Below are 17,980 nucleotides of genomic sequence, written 5' to 3'. Positions count from 1 at the left end.
CCGCGATTGGCCGATAAGCCCGCAGGTTTTTGCAGTGGGAAACATGTTAACTCAGGATTATGTCAGGTGGGTAGTGATTGGTGCGATAGACAGCACAACCGGCCAGTTGCTGTACGCAGTCGTTTGCCTGAGGCAAAATAATCGCCGTCCCAAAAGAAAAGGCAACCTAACGGTTGCCTGATTTACGATCATTTCAGCGGATTAAGACACAAAATCCTTTAACCAGGCCTTGAACTCATCCCCCTGAACCGGATGACGCAAACCGTAAGCAACATAGGCCTGCATATAACCCAGTTTTTCGCCACAGTTATAAGCCTGACCGGTCAACGCTACCGCATCCACCGGTTGTAGAGCATTCAACGCAGCAATAGCATCAGTCAGCTGAATACGTCCCCAGGCACCCGGTTCGGTTTTCTCTAACAGTGGCCAGATATCGGCGGAAAGAACGTAACGGCCAACCGCTGACAGGTTTGACTTCATTCCGGTCAGATTTTCTGGCTTTTCTTGCATATCCACTATCGGGCTTGCCTCACCCGGAGCCAGCCCCGGCGCTTCGCAGGCAATGACCGAGTAGTTTGGCAGCTCTTCAACAGACATTGGCTGAACCAGCACCTGACTTGCGCCGGTATCTTCAAAACGCGTTATCATCTGAGCCAGATTATCTTTGGTCAAATCAGACTTAGCGTCATCAATGAGGACGTCAGGCAGCAGAACCACGAAAGGTTGACCGTCGATCAGCGGCTTAGCACACAGCACTGCGTGGCCGAGTCCTTCCGGGTGACCCTGACGAATATGCATAATGGTTACACCCGGCGGGCAGATAGATTGCACATCCTCCAGCAGCTGGCGCTTCACTCGAGCTTCCAGCATCGCCTCCAATTCGTAGGAAGTATCAAAATGGTTTTCTATGGCATTTTTTGAGGAATGTGTGATCAAAATAATATCGGTGATACCTGCGGCAACACATTCGTTAACAACGTGTTGAATCAGCGGCTTATCAACGATTGGCAGCATTTCTTTTGGAATGGCTTTGGTTGCTGGCAGCATTCTCATACCTAAGCCGGCAACCGGGATGACTGCTTTTAATTTAGTCATATTCACCTAACGAGTTTTCATGCAAATAAAGCCTGTTATTCAAAAATTACGCGCGGATTCTGCGTTATGCGTCTATTTGCTGTTTTAACCAGGCAGAGAATTTTTCGCCTTCTGTATCATGGCGAACACCGTAGGCCACAAAAGCTTTCATATAACCAAGTTTATCGCCGCAATCATGGGATTTGCCCGTCATATGGAATGCTTCTACCGGTTGCTGCTCCATCAGCATAGCAATAGCATCGGTCAGCTGAATTTCGCCGCCCGCTCCGCTCGGCGTTTTCTTTAGCAGTGGCCAGATATCCGCGGACAACACATAACGCCCAACGACCGCCAGATTTGACGGCGCTTCCGCCACGCTTGGCTTTTCGACTACGGCGGTCATCAGACTACTGTCGCCCGGCTGCAGTTTCACGTTACCGCAATCTGCAATGCCGTATTTAGACACATCTTGCTGCGGAACAGGTTCCACCATAATCTGGCTATGGCCGGTTTCCTCAAAACGCTTAATCATGCTGGCCAGGTTTTCCCGCGACAGGTCGGCAGTAGAATCATCCAGTAACACATCCGGCAAGAGCACAATAAAAGGCGAATCACCGACCATTGGCTGCGCGCACAGCACTGCGTGCCCCAGCCCTTTGGCCTGCCCCTGACGCACTTGCATAATTGTGACATCCGGCGGGCAAATATTTTGCACTTCATTAAGTAACTGTCGTTTTACTCGTGACTCTAGCGTAACTTCTAGCTCAAATGAGGTATCAAAATGGTTTTCTATCGCATTTTTCGATGAGTGACTGACCAGAACGATATCTTTAATTCCGGCGGCTACGCATTCATTCACGATATATTGAATCAATGGTTTATCGACGACCGGCAACATTTCTTTCGGAATTGCCTTAGTCGCAGGCAACATTCGAGTGCCAAGACCAGCCACAGGAATTACAGCCTTCAAATTCTTCTTCATCTGCCCTACCTTATTCTCAAACAACCTACTGCGGCGAGCTATCAACCGGTTAAACTCAACACGGTGGCACATTCTTAGCAAGAGTGAGAATGTATGCCTAAACAGGTCAGTTCCACAGCAAAAATGTATATCAATCTATTACAAATTAGATAAATGGATGAGTAAAAATCACTCTATATTTATCCGCCATATATTAGCAAGCAAGGTATCTATCGTCATTTTTTTGCATCTGTCACCGATAAAACCATGTTGCTTATTAAGTTCATTCTAGATCATGTAAACAATAGGCTAACCCACTAATTAACTTTACCTTAGGATAATCTCAGCCTCATTACGATATACCTGTCTGATTTTCGGATAATGACTCATCACTTCGGTCAATTCCCCCGCAGTTCTTGGCCCCGAGGCTATTGAGAGTTGAATTTTACCCGATCAGCGCCCATTATTCTGACTGCGGCATAAGCCGTAGAAATAGAAGGTGAAACTGGGCATATGGAATGGATCATGGATCCAACAATTTGGGCCGGATTGGCAACGCTAATCGTGCTAGAAATTGTATTAGGCATTGATAACCTCATCTTTATAGCCATTTTGGCAGATAAACTCCCCCGTCATCTTCGGGATAAAGCACGAGTCACCGGGCTGCTTTGCGCTTTAGCGATGCGTTTGGTACTGCTGGCCTGCATCTCTTGGCTGGCGACGCTCACTGCACCGCTGGTGACTCTTGCCGAGCACCCTTTCAGCGCCAGAGACTTGATCATGCTGATTGGGGGGATTTTCTTGCTGTTCAAAGCCACTATGGAGCTAAATGAACGGCTGGAAGGTAAAGATCACCAGCAAAATAATCAGCGTAAAACCGCAAAATTCTGGCCGGTAGTGGCGCAGATCGTGGTGCTGGATGCCATTTTCTCATTGGATTCTGTCATCACCGCGGTCGGAATGGTTGACCATTTGGCGGTCATGATGGCGGCCGTAATCATTGCTATCGGCATGATGCTATTGGCCAGCAAGCCATTGACTCGTTTTGTTAACGCGCATCCAACCATTGTTATTTTGTGTTTAAGCTTCCTGCTGATGATCGGCTTTAGCTTAGTCGCAGAAGGTTTTGGCTATCATATTCCGAAAGGCTACCTGTATGCAGCTATTGGTTTCTCAGTAATTATTGAATCACTGAATCAGTTCGCGCAGTTTAACCGCCGTCGTTTCCTCACCTCGGCGCGTCCTCTGCGTGAACGAACCGCAGAAGCGGTACTGCGGATCTTGAGTGGTAAACATGAAGAAGCCGGGCTGGATAACCACACCGCCAGCCTGATTGCAGATCAAGGGCGCCAAAATCAGGAAGTCTTTAACCAGCAGGAACGGCGCATGATCGAGCGCGTATTGGGACTAGCTCAGCGAACGGTCAGCAGCATCATGACTTCACGCCACGACGTGGAATATCTGGATCTGAACGATCCACCGGAAAAACTAACTGCTCTGCTGACTAAAAATCTGCATACCCGAATTGTGGTGACCGAAGATAGCACCACCGACGAGCCTTTAGGGGTCGTACACGTTATTGACCTATTAAAACAGCAGCTTTCGCAAGAGAAACTGGATTTACGCGCACTGATTCGTCAGCCGCTGATTTTCCCTGAGCAAGTTTCACTGCTAATGGCTTTGGAGCAGTTCCGTCAGGCGCAAACCCATTTCGCGTTTGTGGTTGATGAGTTTGGATCCATTGAAGGCGTAGTGACATTAACCGACGTGATGGAAACCATCGCTGGTAATCTGCCGGTAGCCGGTGAAGTACCGGATGCTCGTCATGATATTCAGCAAATCGATGACGGTACCTGGATTGCCAACGGTTATATGCCGCTCGAGGATTTGGTGATGTATTTACCCTTACCTATTGATGAAAAAAGGGAATATCACACGCTGGCGGGATTATTGATGGAACACACCCAGCGTATTCCTCAGGTCGGTGAGCAATTGCAGATCGGGGATTATCTGTTTGAGCCGCAGGAAGTGAGCAGCCACCGGATTCTAAAAGTGAAAATTACTCCGCTGAAAGTGCCGGAACCGGACGACGAAGTATAAGAAATGAAACTGCCGATAGCGTCAGGCTCTGACGTATTATGCCTGACGCTATCCATTTAACACCCTGTCTAACTGCTTAATCTATTTAAGTCTTAACGCAGTGGAACCAGAATTTCGGTCGCCACGATAACCACCACCAATCCGACCAGAACCGGTACTGAAGTACGTTTTACCACTTCAAACGGTGATATTTTCGCCATCCCCGCAACCGCAACCACTACGCCAGAAACCGGTGACAAGGTGCGTCCCAGGTTTGACGCCTGTAGCATCGGGATAACCAGATAGGCTGGGTTTATCCCCATTTGAGCCGCCAGTTTCGGGATCAGCTCGACGAAGGCATAGAAAGGTGCATTACCTGAGCCAGTAGTCATTGCCGCCAGCATGGTAATAGTGACCAGCACCAGCATCATCACTATGCCGCCAGTCCCAAAGGATTGAGCTAGTCCAATCAGCCCACTGATGAAACCAACCGTACTCAGCCCTTGAGCAAATACGCCCGCCGCCACCAACAGCATTACGACGGTGGCAAAAGCGTCCGCCATTCCGCGATAGGCCACTTCCAGACCGGCGAATACCGTTTTAGCGCTGAAACTGCGCACAAATTCAATAACCGCGGCCAACAACATACAAATCACCAGAACGGTAATAATGTGTAGCTCTGGTCCCCATTTTCCGTCAAAAATCAGCACGCCAATAATCGGCGTAAAGGGTAAAATGGCATAAAAGCTCGGCGCATTGGTTGTGATCTCATTCACATCCATCATTTCATGCTTTTCCTGACTTTTATTATCCAGGTAACGTTGCCAGAAGAAATGCGCTATCGCCATACAAACAATCGCGGCGATAGAGATTGGCAAAGTCGTTTTAAAAGCGAAATCAACCAGTGGCATTTCCGATGCTTTTGCCGCCAGCACGACGTCACCAGAAGTAGGAGCCAGAATAATCGCCGCCGGCGAGGCGCAAATTGCCGCTGCGGCGCCACGGCTAATGCCCACGTTCACCATAACCGGGAACAAGGTTGCCATCAGTAATACGCCCAGCCCGGTAGCTGAAGAAACCGCCAGTGACATCAGGCAAGCCACAATATACGCGGCGACCATCAGCAAATACGGCGAGTTAATCATTTGCAGCGGCTTGGAGGCAATCTTCACCACCACATCATTGGCACCAATGTGCGTCATGTAGGCAGCAAACCCGCACAGCATCATGATCATCATGCCGAGATCGCCACCGCGGCTCATCAACAGGATTTTGACATACTCAACAATGTCAGTAGCCCGCCAGCCGGTTGACGTGGCGCTGGCCGGTAACACGCTTTTTCCCATCAGTGCGCTGATTATCAGCAACAGTAAACCACCGACCATCAGCACCCCAGTAGCTGAATAGCCCTTAATGATATAGCGGCCAACGCCTACCGCCACAACCACCCCAATCAATAGATCCAACATTAATCCTCTCTTACCCGATACAGGCCGGAACTTAGCGCATCCGGGTATTATTTTCTTCGTGAATTGGACAAAAATACGTTCTGCACTCTGCCTAAAGTCAGTCCGCGAGTTTATGACATCTATCAAGGATAAGCAGGGATTTTATACAGAAGAGGGAATCTGTGATGAGAAGTCTAGCTTTAAGGGGGAAAAACGTTAGAGGTACAAACAATAAAATAACAATTTATCAACCAAAACAGGCTGGCAGCCGGATTCCCCACTGCCAACCCGAAATGTAATTACAGTTTATCCAGCAACTTTTTCAAATCCTGACCGTTGCGCTTATCTTTATTACGCTCCGCCCATTCATTGAGAGCGCTTTTCGCTCGTTGCTGCAATTCTTTGCGCAGTAACTGCTCTACGTCTAACTGATATTTCAAACTCGCCCACGGGCCGTAAATACGCAGCGGAATATCGGTATTTTGCAGCGTTTTAACCAGCTTATCCTGACCATTCCAGCCCTGAATAACACGGACCGCCAAATTCATATCGGCTTGTTGCCCCGGTAAGTTCAGCGAACCATTGCCTTTTAGCGAAATCAGAGCCGAATCCGCGTTCAGCTCGCTGACTTTCAATAAACCTTTATTGAGTGCCAATTGAGTCTGTAGACGACTGACTTCGGTATAGCGTTCAAGACGCTCCGCCGCGGTCACGTCGCTAGTGCTACGCGTGACCGCCTGCTGTATTAGCTGCTGGATATTAATGCCGTGCAGTTGGGCATTGGCCATTGAAAGTTTCGCATCGCCGTTCCAACGGCGGCTAAAGGACTCCACGCCAAACCCTTCGCCGGATAACTGACCAGTCATCGAGAGTTGCCCAGTCAGGACCAATGGCAATTCCGCAGCCTGTAACACCGGCCCCAGATCCACATGATTAATGGTTGGTTCAACAGCAATGAGTAAGCGCTTACCGGTGACATCCAAAGTGCCGGGGAAAGAAAACTCACCCTTTAATGCCTGACCGGACAGACGGCTCACCGACAGTTTTCCCTGCTGATTATCCGCCAGCACGTTAAATTGATTCACGCTAATTCCGCGATAAACCAGATTGGTCGCGGTTAATGCCAGTTTGGCAGTGAAATCACGCAGCCCTTGTAAATCCCGACCCACGTCGGTTTCCTGACTGGCAATAACCGGCGCTGCGGCTACCAAAGGTTTGCTGCTGCTGGCAGATGAGGAAGTGTCCGCGCTTTTTGCCTGCCAGCCAAACAGTTGATCCAGATTGAGACTGTCGCTTTTCAGATCCAGATCATAGTGAGGAATAAAGCCCAACCGCGCCTGAACGCTGCCGGTTAGCACATTATTATTGGCACTAACGTTAAGCTGCTCAATGCTGACCTGCTGGTTATTTTGCTGGTAGGTCGCCACCAGCGAACCTTGGCCAGCAATCCCGCCAACCGGAACGTCGGCACCATCCAGTTTGTAAGTAAACTGGCTGATTTTCGCGCCCATATGTTGCGGATAATTTTGCATATCCACGTCGGCGTCAAGGGAGAATGTCAGATCTCGCTGATTGCGGTTAACCCGGCTGCTCAGGTTGACTTTTACCTGACGTTGCGGGCCTTGCTCGAGTAATAAATTGATATCGCGAACATTAATTTGGTCAGCATCTCGCTGCCAGATCAGCAGGCTATCGGCCACCTGCACCTTATCAATATCCAGCTTCCAGGATGTGCTTTCCGTTACCGGCGCATTTCCCGCCGGAGCCACAGGGGCATCAGGCTGTAAACGGGCTTCGCTATCAGGCGTTAGGCGAACCACAGCACCTTTCAACATCACCTGTTTTACCGCTAGCTGATGAGAGAGTAGCGGCCAGAGTTTGACATCCAGCCGCATATTTTCTGCACTGACAACCGGCGCATCAGCACCGGGTGCTGTGAGTGACATTCGGCCAGAAATAATGCTTAAGCGCGGCCATACGTGCCAACGCATATCCCCTTCCAGTGCCAGTCGGTAACCGTTATTTTTTTCGACCTGTTTGACCATATAGGCACGAAAGTCATTCGGATTAACCAGAAGTACCAGCGCGCTCATCCCCGCGACTAATACCACCAGCAAGATGGCTAACGTTGTCAGTAATCTTCTCATGACGTCCTCTTGTCCAAACAGGAATACAGGCTAACGCGACTTAGTCTTTATCGATACGACTGGCAACCGCCCCTTGCTGACCACGATATTTTGCATCCTGACGGCTGTTATACGGGCGCGCTGCCGGGCCAGATAACGGCTCGAAGCTCAGTGCGCCAATCAACATCCCCGGACGCAGTGCCAGCGGCAGCTTACCGGAATTATAGAACTCCAGCACAATACGCCCTTGCCAGCCGGGATCGATTCGGTGAGCGGTAACGTGAACCATCAACCCTAAACGAGCCAAAGAGGAACGCCCGTCCAGCCAACCGACCAAATCATCGGGAATAGTGACTGATTCGAGGGTTACGGCCAGCGCCAGCTCACCTGGATGCAAGAAGAATGCCTCACCTTCCGGCAAGATAATCTCATCGCTCATGACTCTATCCAGCGCTTCACTGACTTCATCTTTCGGGCCGCTTAAATCGATAAATGCCGCCGTATGACCGCGAAATACGCGGAATTGGTTGCCCAAGCGAACATCGACTGTAGCGCCGTTGATCCGTTCTACCGGCGGACGTGGAGTGATAACCAGCTTGCCATTATCCAACCACGCTTCTATATCACGATCGCACAGTCTCATCGATCAAATCTCCATTTAAATTCGTATGTTACAAAAACTGCCATAGAAAAGAGCAAAGATCCAGACGGATATCACTCGAAGAACTGGCTAAGTTTGGCTTTCAGAATATCAATGGCAATACGGTTTTTGCCGCCGCGCGGTACGATAATGTCAGCGTACTGCTTGGAAGGTTCGATAAACTGCAGGAACATTGGACGCACGGTTTTCTGGTACTGCGCCATCACCGATTCCATGGAGCGACCGCGTTCGTTCACGTCACGCTTCATTCGCCGCATCAGACAGATATCCAGCGGAGTATCGACGAAAATAGAGAAGTTCATTTCCTGACGTAGGCGAATATCAGTTAGCAACAAAATGCCTTCCAGAATAATCACTTTTTTCGGTTCGAGACGAACGGTTTCTTCTTTACGCGTATGTTCAGTATAGCTATACAGCGGCAATTCAATCGCGGTGCCCGCTTTCAGCGATTGCAAATGCTGTAGCAGCAGATTGTGATCCATAGCGTTGGGATGGTCATAGTTGGTTTTAACACGCTCTTCCATCGACAGGTGGCTTTGATCTTTGTAGTAGCTATCTTCTGGAATAACACCAATATGTTGATCGCCAACCTGTTCACGCAATTCGCGATACAGCGTGCTGGCAATAAGACTCTTCCCGGAGGCAGATGCGCCGGCAATCCCGATAATGACGCACTGATGTGCCTTGTCAGTCATAAAATTAAAGACCTGATTACGTAGTGTGAAGGGGGGCAAAGCACGGGGGTGCTAAGAACGCGCCAATTATAAGGAGTTCACTGGCATGACGCCAGCGCTAAGGCGTAGCAATGCAGGCCAGATAGGTGAATTATTTGGCAGAATGGGGAAATAAGCCCATTGGCAGCAGAATTTTAAGGCTAAAACCTGGCTGAAAGAATAAATGGCCTGCGCGTAAGGCACGGACAGGCCATTTTGGCTCTAGGGAAGATCTTATAGCGCGCGGAAAGAAATTTCCGTCGGGATGGCTTCACCTTGCCAGTACATTTCTGCCGCCACGTTTGAAGCCAGTTGGCGATAAATATCGGTAAACTCGCTGGCAGGCTGACTGATAACCGTCGGTTCGCCGCGATCCAAATCTTCACGCAAAGAGATATGCAGTGGAATTTGCCCCAATAGCTTGCAGTGATATTTTTCGGCCAGTTTCTCTGCCCCACCGGTGCCGAATATTGGCTCCAGATGACCGCAGTTGCTGCAAATATGCATGCTCATGTTTTCGATAATACCCAGCACCGGCACATTCACTTTTTCAAACATCACAATGCCTTTCATCGCATCGATCAGGGCAATATCCTGCGGCGTGGTTACGACTAGCGCGCCGGTAACCGGAATATTCTGCGAAAGCGTCAGTTGAATATCGCCGGTGCCCGGAGGCATATCGATCACCAGGTAATCCAGATCCGGCCACAGCGTATCCTGCAACATCTGCATCAGCGCTTTACTGGCCATCGGCCCGCGCCACACCATGGCGTTTTCGTCTGTCACCAAATAACCAATAGAGTTAGTGGCCAGCCCATGAGCCTGGATCGGCGACATGTGCTTGCCATCCGGCGAAGTTGGGCGCTCATTCATCGTACCCAGCATGTTTGGAATCGACGGGCCATAAATATCCGCATCCAGAATGCCCACTTTAGCGCCTTCCCCAATTAGCGCTAAGGCCAGATTAACCGCGGTACTCGACTTCCCTACCCCGCCTTTACCGGAACTGACGGCGACGATATTACGCACGCCTTTTACCCCCGGCTGATCGTTGGCACGGCGCAGCGTCGTAATATTGTGCGATAACTTCCAGTCGATCGCCTTGGCACCGGTTAGCTGTAATAGCTCACCGCTGACGGTTTCTTTCAGCGTTTCAAATCCGTATTGCCAGGCGAAAGGCATAATCAGTTCGATATGCAGCACATTATCCAACAGCGCACAGTGATGCAAAGCGCGCAGGGTGATCAGGTCTTTTTGCAGCGTCGGATGGGTGAAGGTGGTAAGCACCTTGGAAACTTGAGATTGCAGCAGGTCAGGGGTGGTCTGCTCGGGGGATTTTGGGCTCATCCCGGCTCCTTGAATTTATCGTTATTAACCTAAAGACAATAAGCTTTAGCATATCAGAACTCGGCTAATCGCGTGGAGTTCATAAAGAAAAACTGCGTCAAAGCCCGCTGATTTGACTTAAGCGCCGCCAGTCGTCCGCTGACCCTAGCGACAACCGGCCGAATCGGTTAACATCAAAGACCCCTTATTCCTATTACAGAAAGCAATTTCCTACTATGGCTCAAGTCGCGAAAAAATTATTGGTGACGTGCGCGCTACCATACGCTAACGGTTCTATTCATCTCGGTCATATGCTCGAGCACATCCAGGCTGATATCTGGGTCCGTTTCCAGCGAATGCGCGGCAATGAGGTTCATTTCATTTGTGCGGATGATGCCCACGGCACGCCAATCATGCTGAAAGCACAGCAATTGGGCGTTGAACCTGAGCAAATGATCGCGGAGATGAGCCAGGAACACCAACAGGATTTCGCCGGTTTTGGCATCAGCTACGACAACTATCACTCCACTCACAGTGATGAAAACCGCGAGCTGTCGAGCCTGATTTATCGTCGTTTGAAAGAAAACGGCTTTATTAAGAACCGCACCATTTCTCAGCTGTACGATCCTGAGAAAGGCATGTTCCTGCCGGATCGCTTTGTAAAAGGTACCTGTCCGAAGTGTAAAGCTCCGGATCAATACGGCGATAACTGTGAAGTCTGCGGCGCGACCTACAGCCCGACTGAACTTATCGAGCCGAAATCTGCCGTTTCCGGCGCTACGCCGGTAATGCGTGAATCCGAACATTTCTTCTTCGATTTGCCTGCATTCAGCGAAATGCTTCAGGCCTGGACTCGCTCCGGTGCACTGCAAGAACAAGTGGCAAACAAAATGCAGGAATGGTTCGATTCCGGTCTGCAACAATGGGATATCTCCCGCGATGCACCTTACTTCGGTTTTGAAGTACCGGACGCGCCGGGTAAATATTTCTATGTGTGGCTGGATGCGCCTATCGGTTATATGGGTTCATTTAAGAATCTGTGCGACAAACGCGGCGATTTGGATTTCGATGAATTCTGGCGTGAAGACTCCACCACCGAGCTGTACCACTTTATCGGTAAAGACATCGTTTACTTCCACAGCCTGTTCTGGCCGGCCATGCTGGAAGGCAGTAACTTCCGCAAACCAACTAACCTGTTTGTACACGGTTATGTCACGGTTAACGGCGCTAAAATGTCGAAGTCTCGCGGCACCTTTATTAAAGCGGGCACCTACCTGAAACATCTGGATGCCGATTGCCTGCGCTATTACTACGCGGCGAAACTGTCTTCACGCATCGATGATATCGATTTGAATCTGGAAGACTTCGTACAGCGCGTGAATGCCGATATCGTGAATAAAGTGGTGAATCTGGCCTCACGTAACGCCGGTTTTATCAATAAACGTTTCGACGGTAAATTAGCCGATAAACTGGCCGATCCTGAGCTATATCAGACCTTTATCGATGCAGCAGCATCTATCGCCGAGGCTTACAACAGCCGTGAAAGCGGTCGAGCCATTCGCGAAATCATGGCGCTGGCTGACGTGGCTAACCGCTATGTGGATGAGCAAGCACCTTGGGTAGTCGCGAAGCAGGAAGGCCGCGATGCCGATCTACAGGCTATTTGCTCTATGGGCATTAACCTGTTCCGCGTGTTGATGACTTACCTGAAACCCGTGCTGCCCGCGCTGACTGAACGTACTGAGGCCTTCCTCAATACCGAACTGACCTGGAATAGTATTGAGCAACCGTTGCTAAATCATCAGATTAGTCCGTTTAAAGCGCTGTTTAACCGAATCGATCTGGATAAAGTAAACGAGATGGTTGGCGATTCTAAAGAAAATCTGGCACCCGCCGCCGTCGTTACTGGCCCGTTGGCAGATGATCCTATTCAGGACACTATTAATTTCGATGATTTTGCCAAAGTTGATATGCGTATCGCGCTGATCAAACAAGCTGATTTCGTTGAAGGTTCCGATAAGCTGCTGAAACTGACTCTGGATCTTGGCGGTGAAACTCGCCAGGTATTCTCTGGTATTCGCTCCGCTTATCCCGATCCTAAAGCGTTAGAAGGCCGCTTGACCGTCATGGTAGCTAATCTGGCTCCACGCAAAATGCGCTTCGGTATTTCCGAAGGTATGGTGATGGCCGCAGGCCCAGGTGGGAAAGATATCTTCCTGCTTAGCCCAGACAGCGGCGCTCAGCCTGGTATGCAGGTTAAATAAGTTCTGAGTTTACCAGCCGGGTTAGTGTGGCTGGCAAGAAATAAAAATGCCGGAGGGGAAACCTGACCGGCATTTTTTTATCCTATTGAAATAAAGAGTATTATTACTCTCGCTATTGCTTCACCACTTTCCCTTTATCCCGCTGGTACTCTTCCAGCCAGAACAACATATTCAGGAACAGGCTGAGGGAAAACATCAGAAATAACACTGAATCCAACAGTGATATTTTTATCACCGCATTAATAATAATATTCTTATGATGCTTCAAATCTGAGAAATCAGAGCTGAGGAAAAGAAAAACACCCACAGAACCAACAATATTTATCACCACAACTGGCCAGTGAAACTTGGTTAACAGGAAAGAGATCCACGAAACCATAATTAACAAAATGGCGGCGTCATCCATATCCAAATAAAGAAAGGGTAATAAATTCAAGACTAAAAAACAAACAAACGTCAATCCAAATGGATATTCTCCTGGTTGCTCATTCTTCAGTTCTGTTTTCCGCTCACAGTCCAAATGATAACCCGGATAAATATTGATAAATAACAGATAAAGTATAAATGCGCCGCATAAAGGCAGCGTAAACATATTTTGAGGAAGATAGCTAATCAGTGGAAACAAATGCACCAGGAGCAGGTAGGGACTTAAACCCTGTGATCTTAGGCGGTAGTAGCACGGCATCAGCAGCACCAAAGACAAGAGCGCTGGCCACGACTGTACGGAAATAACGATTAAATCATCAAACTGCTCTGGCCATAACACATCCAGCAAAATCAGCAGCAACGGTTGCACCAATATATAGCGCATAAAAACAATAAAAAACTCTCCACGCGACATAGAGTAGAAAGATAAGTTATCACTCAAACCCGAGTAGAAGTTTCCTGCATCAGTATAGTTAAATATCGAATGGTTATCGGCTCCAGACCGATTGAATAGCTTGCTAACTTTACCCATGGTGACTTCTATTCCCTTAGCGCTGTCTATTTTTATTGACTAACAGGAGGCTGGCATAAGCCATTTTGTTTAACTACTGTTTAGTTTTTATTTATTTAATTCACTTAATGAACATCACATAAACTTTACGTCAATATCTGACCAATAATACCGTAGATAATTCAAAAATAGAAAAAATGCAGTGCTATCAATAGGTACTTATTGGAAAACCAAAACAACATTGTTATTCACAAGGTTTTTCTCTGTTCTGCGATCCTTAATAGATATCGCAGTACCCATTCATCACCTTTTCCGATAGTCGACTAACCTCGCTTTTCAGCTGGTTTTTAGCTTTCCGCCGATATGCCTTTTTCTAACAGAATTGCTGCAAACGGCGTGACGACTGCTGCCAAACTAAAAGATATAAATAAATCCAAAAATTCATAACAAAGTTAATTCCTTATCAAAAAATAATTGGTTATGATGCAAAACACCATCTGGACGTCTAGACGTAAAGGTAGCCATAAAAACAAAATCAGTTACCCTTTGCTTGCACACATTACCAACATCACAACGGAGCCCCTGATGAAGAAAATTGCCCCCCCTTTGCTGGCTTTGAGCCTGCTTACCACCCTGCCGCTTTTTGCCGCCGAAAGCACGACATTGGCGCCGGTGCCAAACGCTATCGCTAATCATCAGGGACAAATTAAAATTGCGGTCATCCGCAACCTGGGTTCGGATGACAACACCACTCAGTTCCTTTCCGGCGTATTAAAAGAAGGTAAAAAACTGGGTTTTAAAGTCGATACCTTCCTCAGTAACGGGGATGACGCGCGTTTTCAGGATTTCGTCAATCAGGCTATTAGCCAAAAATACGACGGCATTATCTTGTCTCAAGGCCGCGATCCCTATTCTACCGAACTGGTGAAACGTATTGCCGCCAGTGGCATCGCGGTATCCGTGTTTGATACCGCGGTTTCAGGCAATATTCCCGGCGTTACCCTCACGCAGCAAGATGACGCCTCATTAACTAACGAATCATTCGGCCAGTTAGTGAAAGATTTCAACGGCAACGCCAATATTATCAAGCTATGGGTTGCCGGTTTCCCGCCGATGGAACGCCGCCAGGCCGCTTATCAGGCGCTGCTAAAACAGCATCCTGGCATTCATGAGCTGGAATCTATCGGTGCCGTCTCCTCTGACGTACAGGGAGACACGGCGAATAAAGTGGGCGCGGTTTTGGCGAAGTATCCAAAAGGAAAAATCGATGCTATTTGGGGCACCTGGGATGCCTTTACTCAAGGTGCTTACAAGGCATTGAAAGAAAATGGCCGCGATGAGATCAAACTGTATAGCATTGATATTTCAAATCAAGATTTGCAATTGATGCGCGAAGCAAATAGTCCATGGAAAGTCAGCGTAGCGGTTGATCCTAAGTTAATTGGGGCGGTTAACCTGCGTTTGGTGGCGAAAAAAATTGCCGGAGAGGCAACTCCGCCAACCTATGAATTCCGCGCGGCCGCCATTCCTCAGGCTCTGCTCGCCAGTCAGCCGGGGCCGGTTAACGTCGCCAGTCTGAGCAAAATTATTCCGGGCTGGGGTCAATCTGACGATTTTAATTCCCCTTGGTTCGCCACGCTGGCGGCCAAAAATGGTCAATAACCGCGGAGCAAACTTATGACAACCCACAGCTCGCTACCAAAGCCAGAATACAGCCGCAATATGCGGCTGATTGGCCATAGCGATCAGGGCGGGCGGCCTGATGGCGTTCAGGTGATGGTGCATCGCGGCTACGCCTATATCGGCCATATGGTTTCTCAAGGTGTATCAATCGTTGACGTTCGGGATGCAAAAAATCCGCGCCCCAGCGGTTTTATCCCTGCGCCGCCGAATACTTGGAACGTGCATCTACAAACTCACGACGATCTGCTATTGGTGATTAATGCCCGAGATCTGTTTGCTGACGCTAGTTTTGCCGAGGAAAAAGTCTATTACACTCAATCGGTAGGCAAAACCGTCAATACCCGGCAGGGGGAGCGAAACTGGAGCGCGGGCTTACGAATTTTTGATATTTCCATTCCCGACCAGCCGCGACAAATCGGCTTTTTACCGTTGGATGGAATTGGAATTCACCGAATAGTTTACGTTGGCGGACGTTGGGCCTACGTTTCAGCCTTATTGGATGGTTACAGCGATTATATTTTCCTGACTATCGATATGGCCGATCCACGCAATCCAGCGGTGGCTGGCCGTTATTGGCTACCGGGCATGCATAGCGCTGGCGGAGAAACACCAAGCTGGCCAGACGGTCAGCGCTATGCGCTGCACCATGCCATTATCAGCGGGGATACCGCCTACGGAAGCTGGCGCGACGGCGGTTTGACGCTGTTGGACGTCAGCGATCGCTACCAGCCAAAACTGATTTGCCATCGTAACTGGAGCCCACCTTTTGGCGGTGGCACTCACACTGCACTGCCGTTGCCTGACAGAAATCTGTTGATCGTATTGGACGAAGCGGTATTGGATAATCAGGAAGACGGGGAAAAGCACATTTGGGTCTTTGATATTCGCGAGCCGAGTAACCCCATTAGCATTTCCACCTTTCCGGTACCAAATGAACGGGATTACGTCAAAAAAGGCGCACATTTCGGCCCACATAATTTGCATGAAAACCGTCCCGGCAGTTTTATCAGCTCGTCGCTGATTTTTGCCACCTACCAAAATGCCGGTGTGCGAGCCTACGATATCAGTAATCCATACCAGCCGAGGGAAACCGGCGCATTGGTGCCCGCTGCGCCGACTAAAATGATGGATAAGCGACCGGATCGCCCGCAGGTAGTTCAATCCTGCGATGTTTTTGTCGATGCGCAAGGAATTATCTACAGTACGGATTACAACGGCGGTCTTTCTATTATCGAATATTTAGGATAACGCGCTGCTACCAGCGGATCGATTCAGGTTGATCTGCTGTTTCTAAAAATATTTTCCGTTCCCCCTCTCTTTTTATTATTACAATCGTCTATGGTATCTGCCTGAGCCATTGTCACATTCAATTAACATAATAAAAAGATAACACTATGAAAGGATTTCCTCCGTTGGTGGTCACACTTCTGCTGTCTTCATTAGTGTTGACTATTGGGCGTGCCATTACGTTGCCCTTTATTACCATTTATCTGGCAGAACACTTCCAGCTAGCGCCGGATCGCGTCGGTTTAGTTTTGGGTGCCAGCCTGACTCTGGGGATTATTGCCAGCCTGTACGGCGGTTTTCTGGTCGATAAGTTTAATAAAAATCATCTGATTTTTGTGGCTATTGCCCTGTTTGCCCTCACCTTCTTTGCCTTGCCGTGGATTGAACAACCGGCGTGGATTATTTTAGTGCTGGCAGTGCTACATTCGGCCTATTCGGTATTTAGCATTGCGGTCAAAGCCTGCTTCGCCGATTGGCTACCGGTGGCTCAGCGCATCAAAGCTTTCTCTGCAAACTATACGTTAGTTAACGTTGGCTGGGCGGTTGGCCCGGCGCTGGGCGTGCTGATGGCGGCGTTCAGCCCTATGCTGCCTTTTTTGATGTCTGGTGGCCTGGCTTTAGCCGTCGCTATCACACTGATATTTCTGTTAGACAAATTCGGCATCCCGCCAGAGCGGGAAGATAGTCTTGAACTCAAAAGCGTTGCGCCGCTGAATTTCGCCCAAACGTTCCGCATTCTGCGTCAGGATAAACGCTTGGTCTATTTCACGCTCGGCAGCATGTTGAGCGCCGTCGTCTTCGGGCAATTTACTGGCTACCTTTCGCAATATTTGATCACCGTTTCCAACGCGAAATTTGCCTATCAAGTGATAGGGTCGATCATGACGGTCAACGCCGTGATTGTGATTGCGTTCCAGTATTTATTAAGTCGTCGTATGAATCAGCAGAACCTAATACGCTGGCTGATGCTCGGTACTCTGTTCTTTATTGTGGGTCTGTTAGGCTTTATGACCGCTCAGGGTTCTATTCCGATGTGGATGCTAGCGATGACCATCTTCTCTTTTGGCGAGATTATCGTGATTCCAGTGGAGTATTTATTCATCGACTTCATTGCTCCTGCGAATTTGAAAGGCAGCTATTACGGGGCACAAAATCTAGGCAATCTGGGGGGAGCTATCAATCCGGTGATGTGCGGATTTTTGCTGGCCTACGCCGCGCCGGAAATGATGTTTGTGATGCTGATGGTGGCAGCATTACTCGGTTTGGCCTTTTTCTATCGCGGTTATCAGTTGGCAAAAGCGCAGGATAATGTATTTAATCAATCATCAGAAAAAATCTAGCTCAACCGGGCGCGGGTCATGCCAGCGTCACGAAAGTGTGCCATCGCAAATGGCATAAAAGCATAGATATAATTCATGGTG

The 17,980-nt window shown here is 48.8% G+C and carries 12 protein-coding genes and 1 pseudogene; 5 read left to right on the top strand and 8 right to left on the bottom strand.

Annotated features, from left to right (window positions below):
- Positions 1–201 precede the first annotated feature (201 nt).
- Positions 202–1,095, bottom strand: coding sequence for a UTP--glucose-1-phosphate uridylyltransferase (locus ACQ4OC_RS00685; protein ID WP_430970843.1), 894 nt, complete (start codon positions 1,093–1,095; stop codon positions 202–204).
- Positions 1,096–1,159: 64 nt separating this feature from the next.
- Positions 1,160–2,056, bottom strand: a complete 897-nt coding sequence (gene galU, locus ACQ4OC_RS00680; protein WP_430970842.1) for a UTP--glucose-1-phosphate uridylyltransferase GalU — start codon at positions 2,054–2,056, stop codon at positions 1,160–1,162.
- A gap of 492 nt (positions 2,057–2,548) precedes the next feature.
- Between galU and ACQ4OC_RS00675 the strand changes: the two genes are divergently transcribed.
- Positions 2,549–4,135 carry a TerC family protein gene (locus ACQ4OC_RS00675; RefSeq protein ID WP_064512754.1) on the top strand — a complete coding sequence of 529 codons (1,587 nt, stop codon included), beginning with the start codon at positions 2,549–2,551 and terminating at the stop codon, positions 4,133–4,135.
- A gap of 92 nt (positions 4,136–4,227) precedes the next feature.
- On the opposite strand, the gene dcuC is transcribed toward ACQ4OC_RS00675, so the two are convergent.
- The 5 genes from dcuC to apbC all read right to left on the bottom strand — a co-directional run bounded on the left by dcuC (position 4,228) and on the right by apbC (position 10,409).
- Entirely contained in the window at positions 4,228–5,583 is a 1,356-nt protein-coding gene (gene dcuC, locus ACQ4OC_RS00670) for an anaerobic C4-dicarboxylate transporter DcuC (RefSeq protein ID WP_049596594.1), read from the bottom strand.
- Between the two features lie 278 nt (positions 5,584–5,861).
- On the bottom strand, positions 5,862–7,709 hold the full coding sequence (gene asmA / locus ACQ4OC_RS00665) for an outer membrane assembly protein AsmA (RefSeq protein ID WP_430970841.1): 1,848 nt from the start codon (positions 7,707–7,709) through the stop codon (positions 5,862–5,864).
- A 40-nt stretch (positions 7,710–7,749) separates the two neighbouring features.
- On the bottom strand, positions 7,750–8,331 hold the full coding sequence (gene dcd, locus ACQ4OC_RS00660) for a dCTP deaminase (protein ID WP_430970840.1): 582 nt from the start codon (positions 8,329–8,331) through the stop codon (positions 7,750–7,752).
- Between the two features lie 71 nt (positions 8,332–8,402).
- Complete coding sequence (gene udk, locus ACQ4OC_RS00655) at positions 8,403–9,044, bottom strand: uridine kinase (RefSeq protein ID WP_064512750.1); 642 nt, start codon at positions 9,042–9,044, stop codon at positions 8,403–8,405.
- A gap of 252 nt (positions 9,045–9,296) precedes the next feature.
- The gene (apbC, locus tag ACQ4OC_RS00650; protein WP_120805977.1) at positions 9,297–10,409 is read right to left on the bottom strand and encodes an iron-sulfur cluster carrier protein ApbC; all 1,113 of its coding nucleotides are present in this window, start codon (positions 10,407–10,409) and stop codon (positions 9,297–9,299) included.
- A 203-nt stretch (positions 10,410–10,612) separates the two neighbouring features.
- Here apbC and metG point away from each other — a divergent pair.
- Positions 10,613–12,652 (top strand): annotated as a pseudogene (gene metG / locus ACQ4OC_RS00645) (methionine--tRNA ligase); the annotation flags it as partial.
- A gap of 112 nt (positions 12,653–12,764) precedes the next feature.
- On the opposite strand, the gene ACQ4OC_RS00640 reads toward metG, so the two are convergent.
- Entirely contained in the window at positions 12,765–13,610 is an 846-nt protein-coding gene (locus ACQ4OC_RS00640) for a hypothetical protein (RefSeq protein ID WP_084414267.1), read from the bottom strand.
- Between the two features lie 564 nt (positions 13,611–14,174).
- Between ACQ4OC_RS00640 and ACQ4OC_RS00635 the strand changes: the two genes are divergently transcribed.
- The 3 genes from ACQ4OC_RS00635 (at position 14,175) to ACQ4OC_RS00625 (ending at position 17,899) form a co-directional block, all read left to right on the top strand.
- Positions 14,175–15,251, top strand: coding sequence for a sugar ABC transporter substrate-binding protein (locus ACQ4OC_RS00635; RefSeq protein ID WP_120805975.1), 1,077 nt, complete (start codon positions 14,175–14,177; stop codon positions 15,249–15,251).
- Between the two features lie 15 nt (positions 15,252–15,266).
- Complete coding sequence (locus ACQ4OC_RS00630) at positions 15,267–16,520, top strand: LVIVD repeat-containing protein (RefSeq protein WP_064512742.1); 1,254 nt, start codon at positions 15,267–15,269, stop codon at positions 16,518–16,520.
- A 146-nt stretch (positions 16,521–16,666) separates the two neighbouring features.
- Positions 16,667–17,899 (top strand): MFS transporter, encoded by a 1,233-nt coding sequence (locus ACQ4OC_RS00625; RefSeq protein ID WP_064512739.1) that lies wholly within the window; start codon positions 16,667–16,669, stop codon positions 17,897–17,899.
- Positions 17,900–17,980: the final 81 nt, after the last annotated feature.

Origin of the sequence: Yersinia sp. J1, from assembly GCF_050586585.1 — a bacterium.
GTDB lineage: Bacteria > Pseudomonadota > Gammaproteobacteria > Enterobacterales > Enterobacteriaceae > Yersinia > Yersinia entomophaga.
Note: the sequence above shows the minus strand (reverse complement) of the source record. Positions and strands in the feature narration are given on the sequence as shown.

Bases quoted from the DNA above. Each gene is read 5' to 3' on its own strand.
- ACQ4OC_RS00675 (WP_064512754.1), top strand. From the start codon at position 2,549: ATGGAATGGATCATGGATCCAACAATTTGGGCCGGATTGGCAACGCTA.
- asmA (WP_430970841.1), bottom strand. From the start codon at position 7,709: ATGAGAAGATTACTGACAACGTTAGCCATCTTGCTGGTGGTATTAGTC.
- dcuC (WP_049596594.1), bottom strand. From the start codon at position 5,583: ATGTTGGATCTATTGATTGGGGTGGTTGTGGCGGTAGGCGTTGGCCGC.
- ACQ4OC_RS00630 (WP_064512742.1), top strand. From the start codon at position 15,267: ATGACAACCCACAGCTCGCTACCAAAGCCAGAATACAGCCGCAATATG.
- galU (WP_430970842.1), bottom strand. From the start codon at position 2,056: ATGAAGAAGAATTTGAAGGCTGTAATTCCTGTGGCTGGTCTTGGCACT.
- dcd (WP_430970840.1), bottom strand. From the start codon at position 8,331: ATGAGACTGTGCGATCGTGATATAGAAGCGTGGTTGGATAATGGCAAG.
- ACQ4OC_RS00625 (WP_064512739.1), top strand. From the start codon at position 16,667: ATGAAAGGATTTCCTCCGTTGGTGGTCACACTTCTGCTGTCTTCATTA.
- ACQ4OC_RS00635 (WP_120805975.1), top strand. From the start codon at position 14,175: ATGAAGAAAATTGCCCCCCCTTTGCTGGCTTTGAGCCTGCTTACCACC.
- apbC (WP_120805977.1), bottom strand. From the start codon at position 10,409: ATGAGCCCAAAATCCCCCGAGCAGACCACCCCTGACCTGCTGCAATCT.
- ACQ4OC_RS00685 (WP_430970843.1), bottom strand. From the start codon at position 1,095: ATGACTAAATTAAAAGCAGTCATCCCGGTTGCCGGCTTAGGTATGAGA.
- udk (WP_064512750.1), bottom strand. From the start codon at position 9,044: ATGACTGACAAGGCACATCAGTGCGTCATTATCGGGATTGCCGGCGCA.
- ACQ4OC_RS00640 (WP_084414267.1), bottom strand. From the start codon at position 13,610: ATGGGTAAAGTTAGCAAGCTATTCAATCGGTCTGGAGCCGATAACCAT.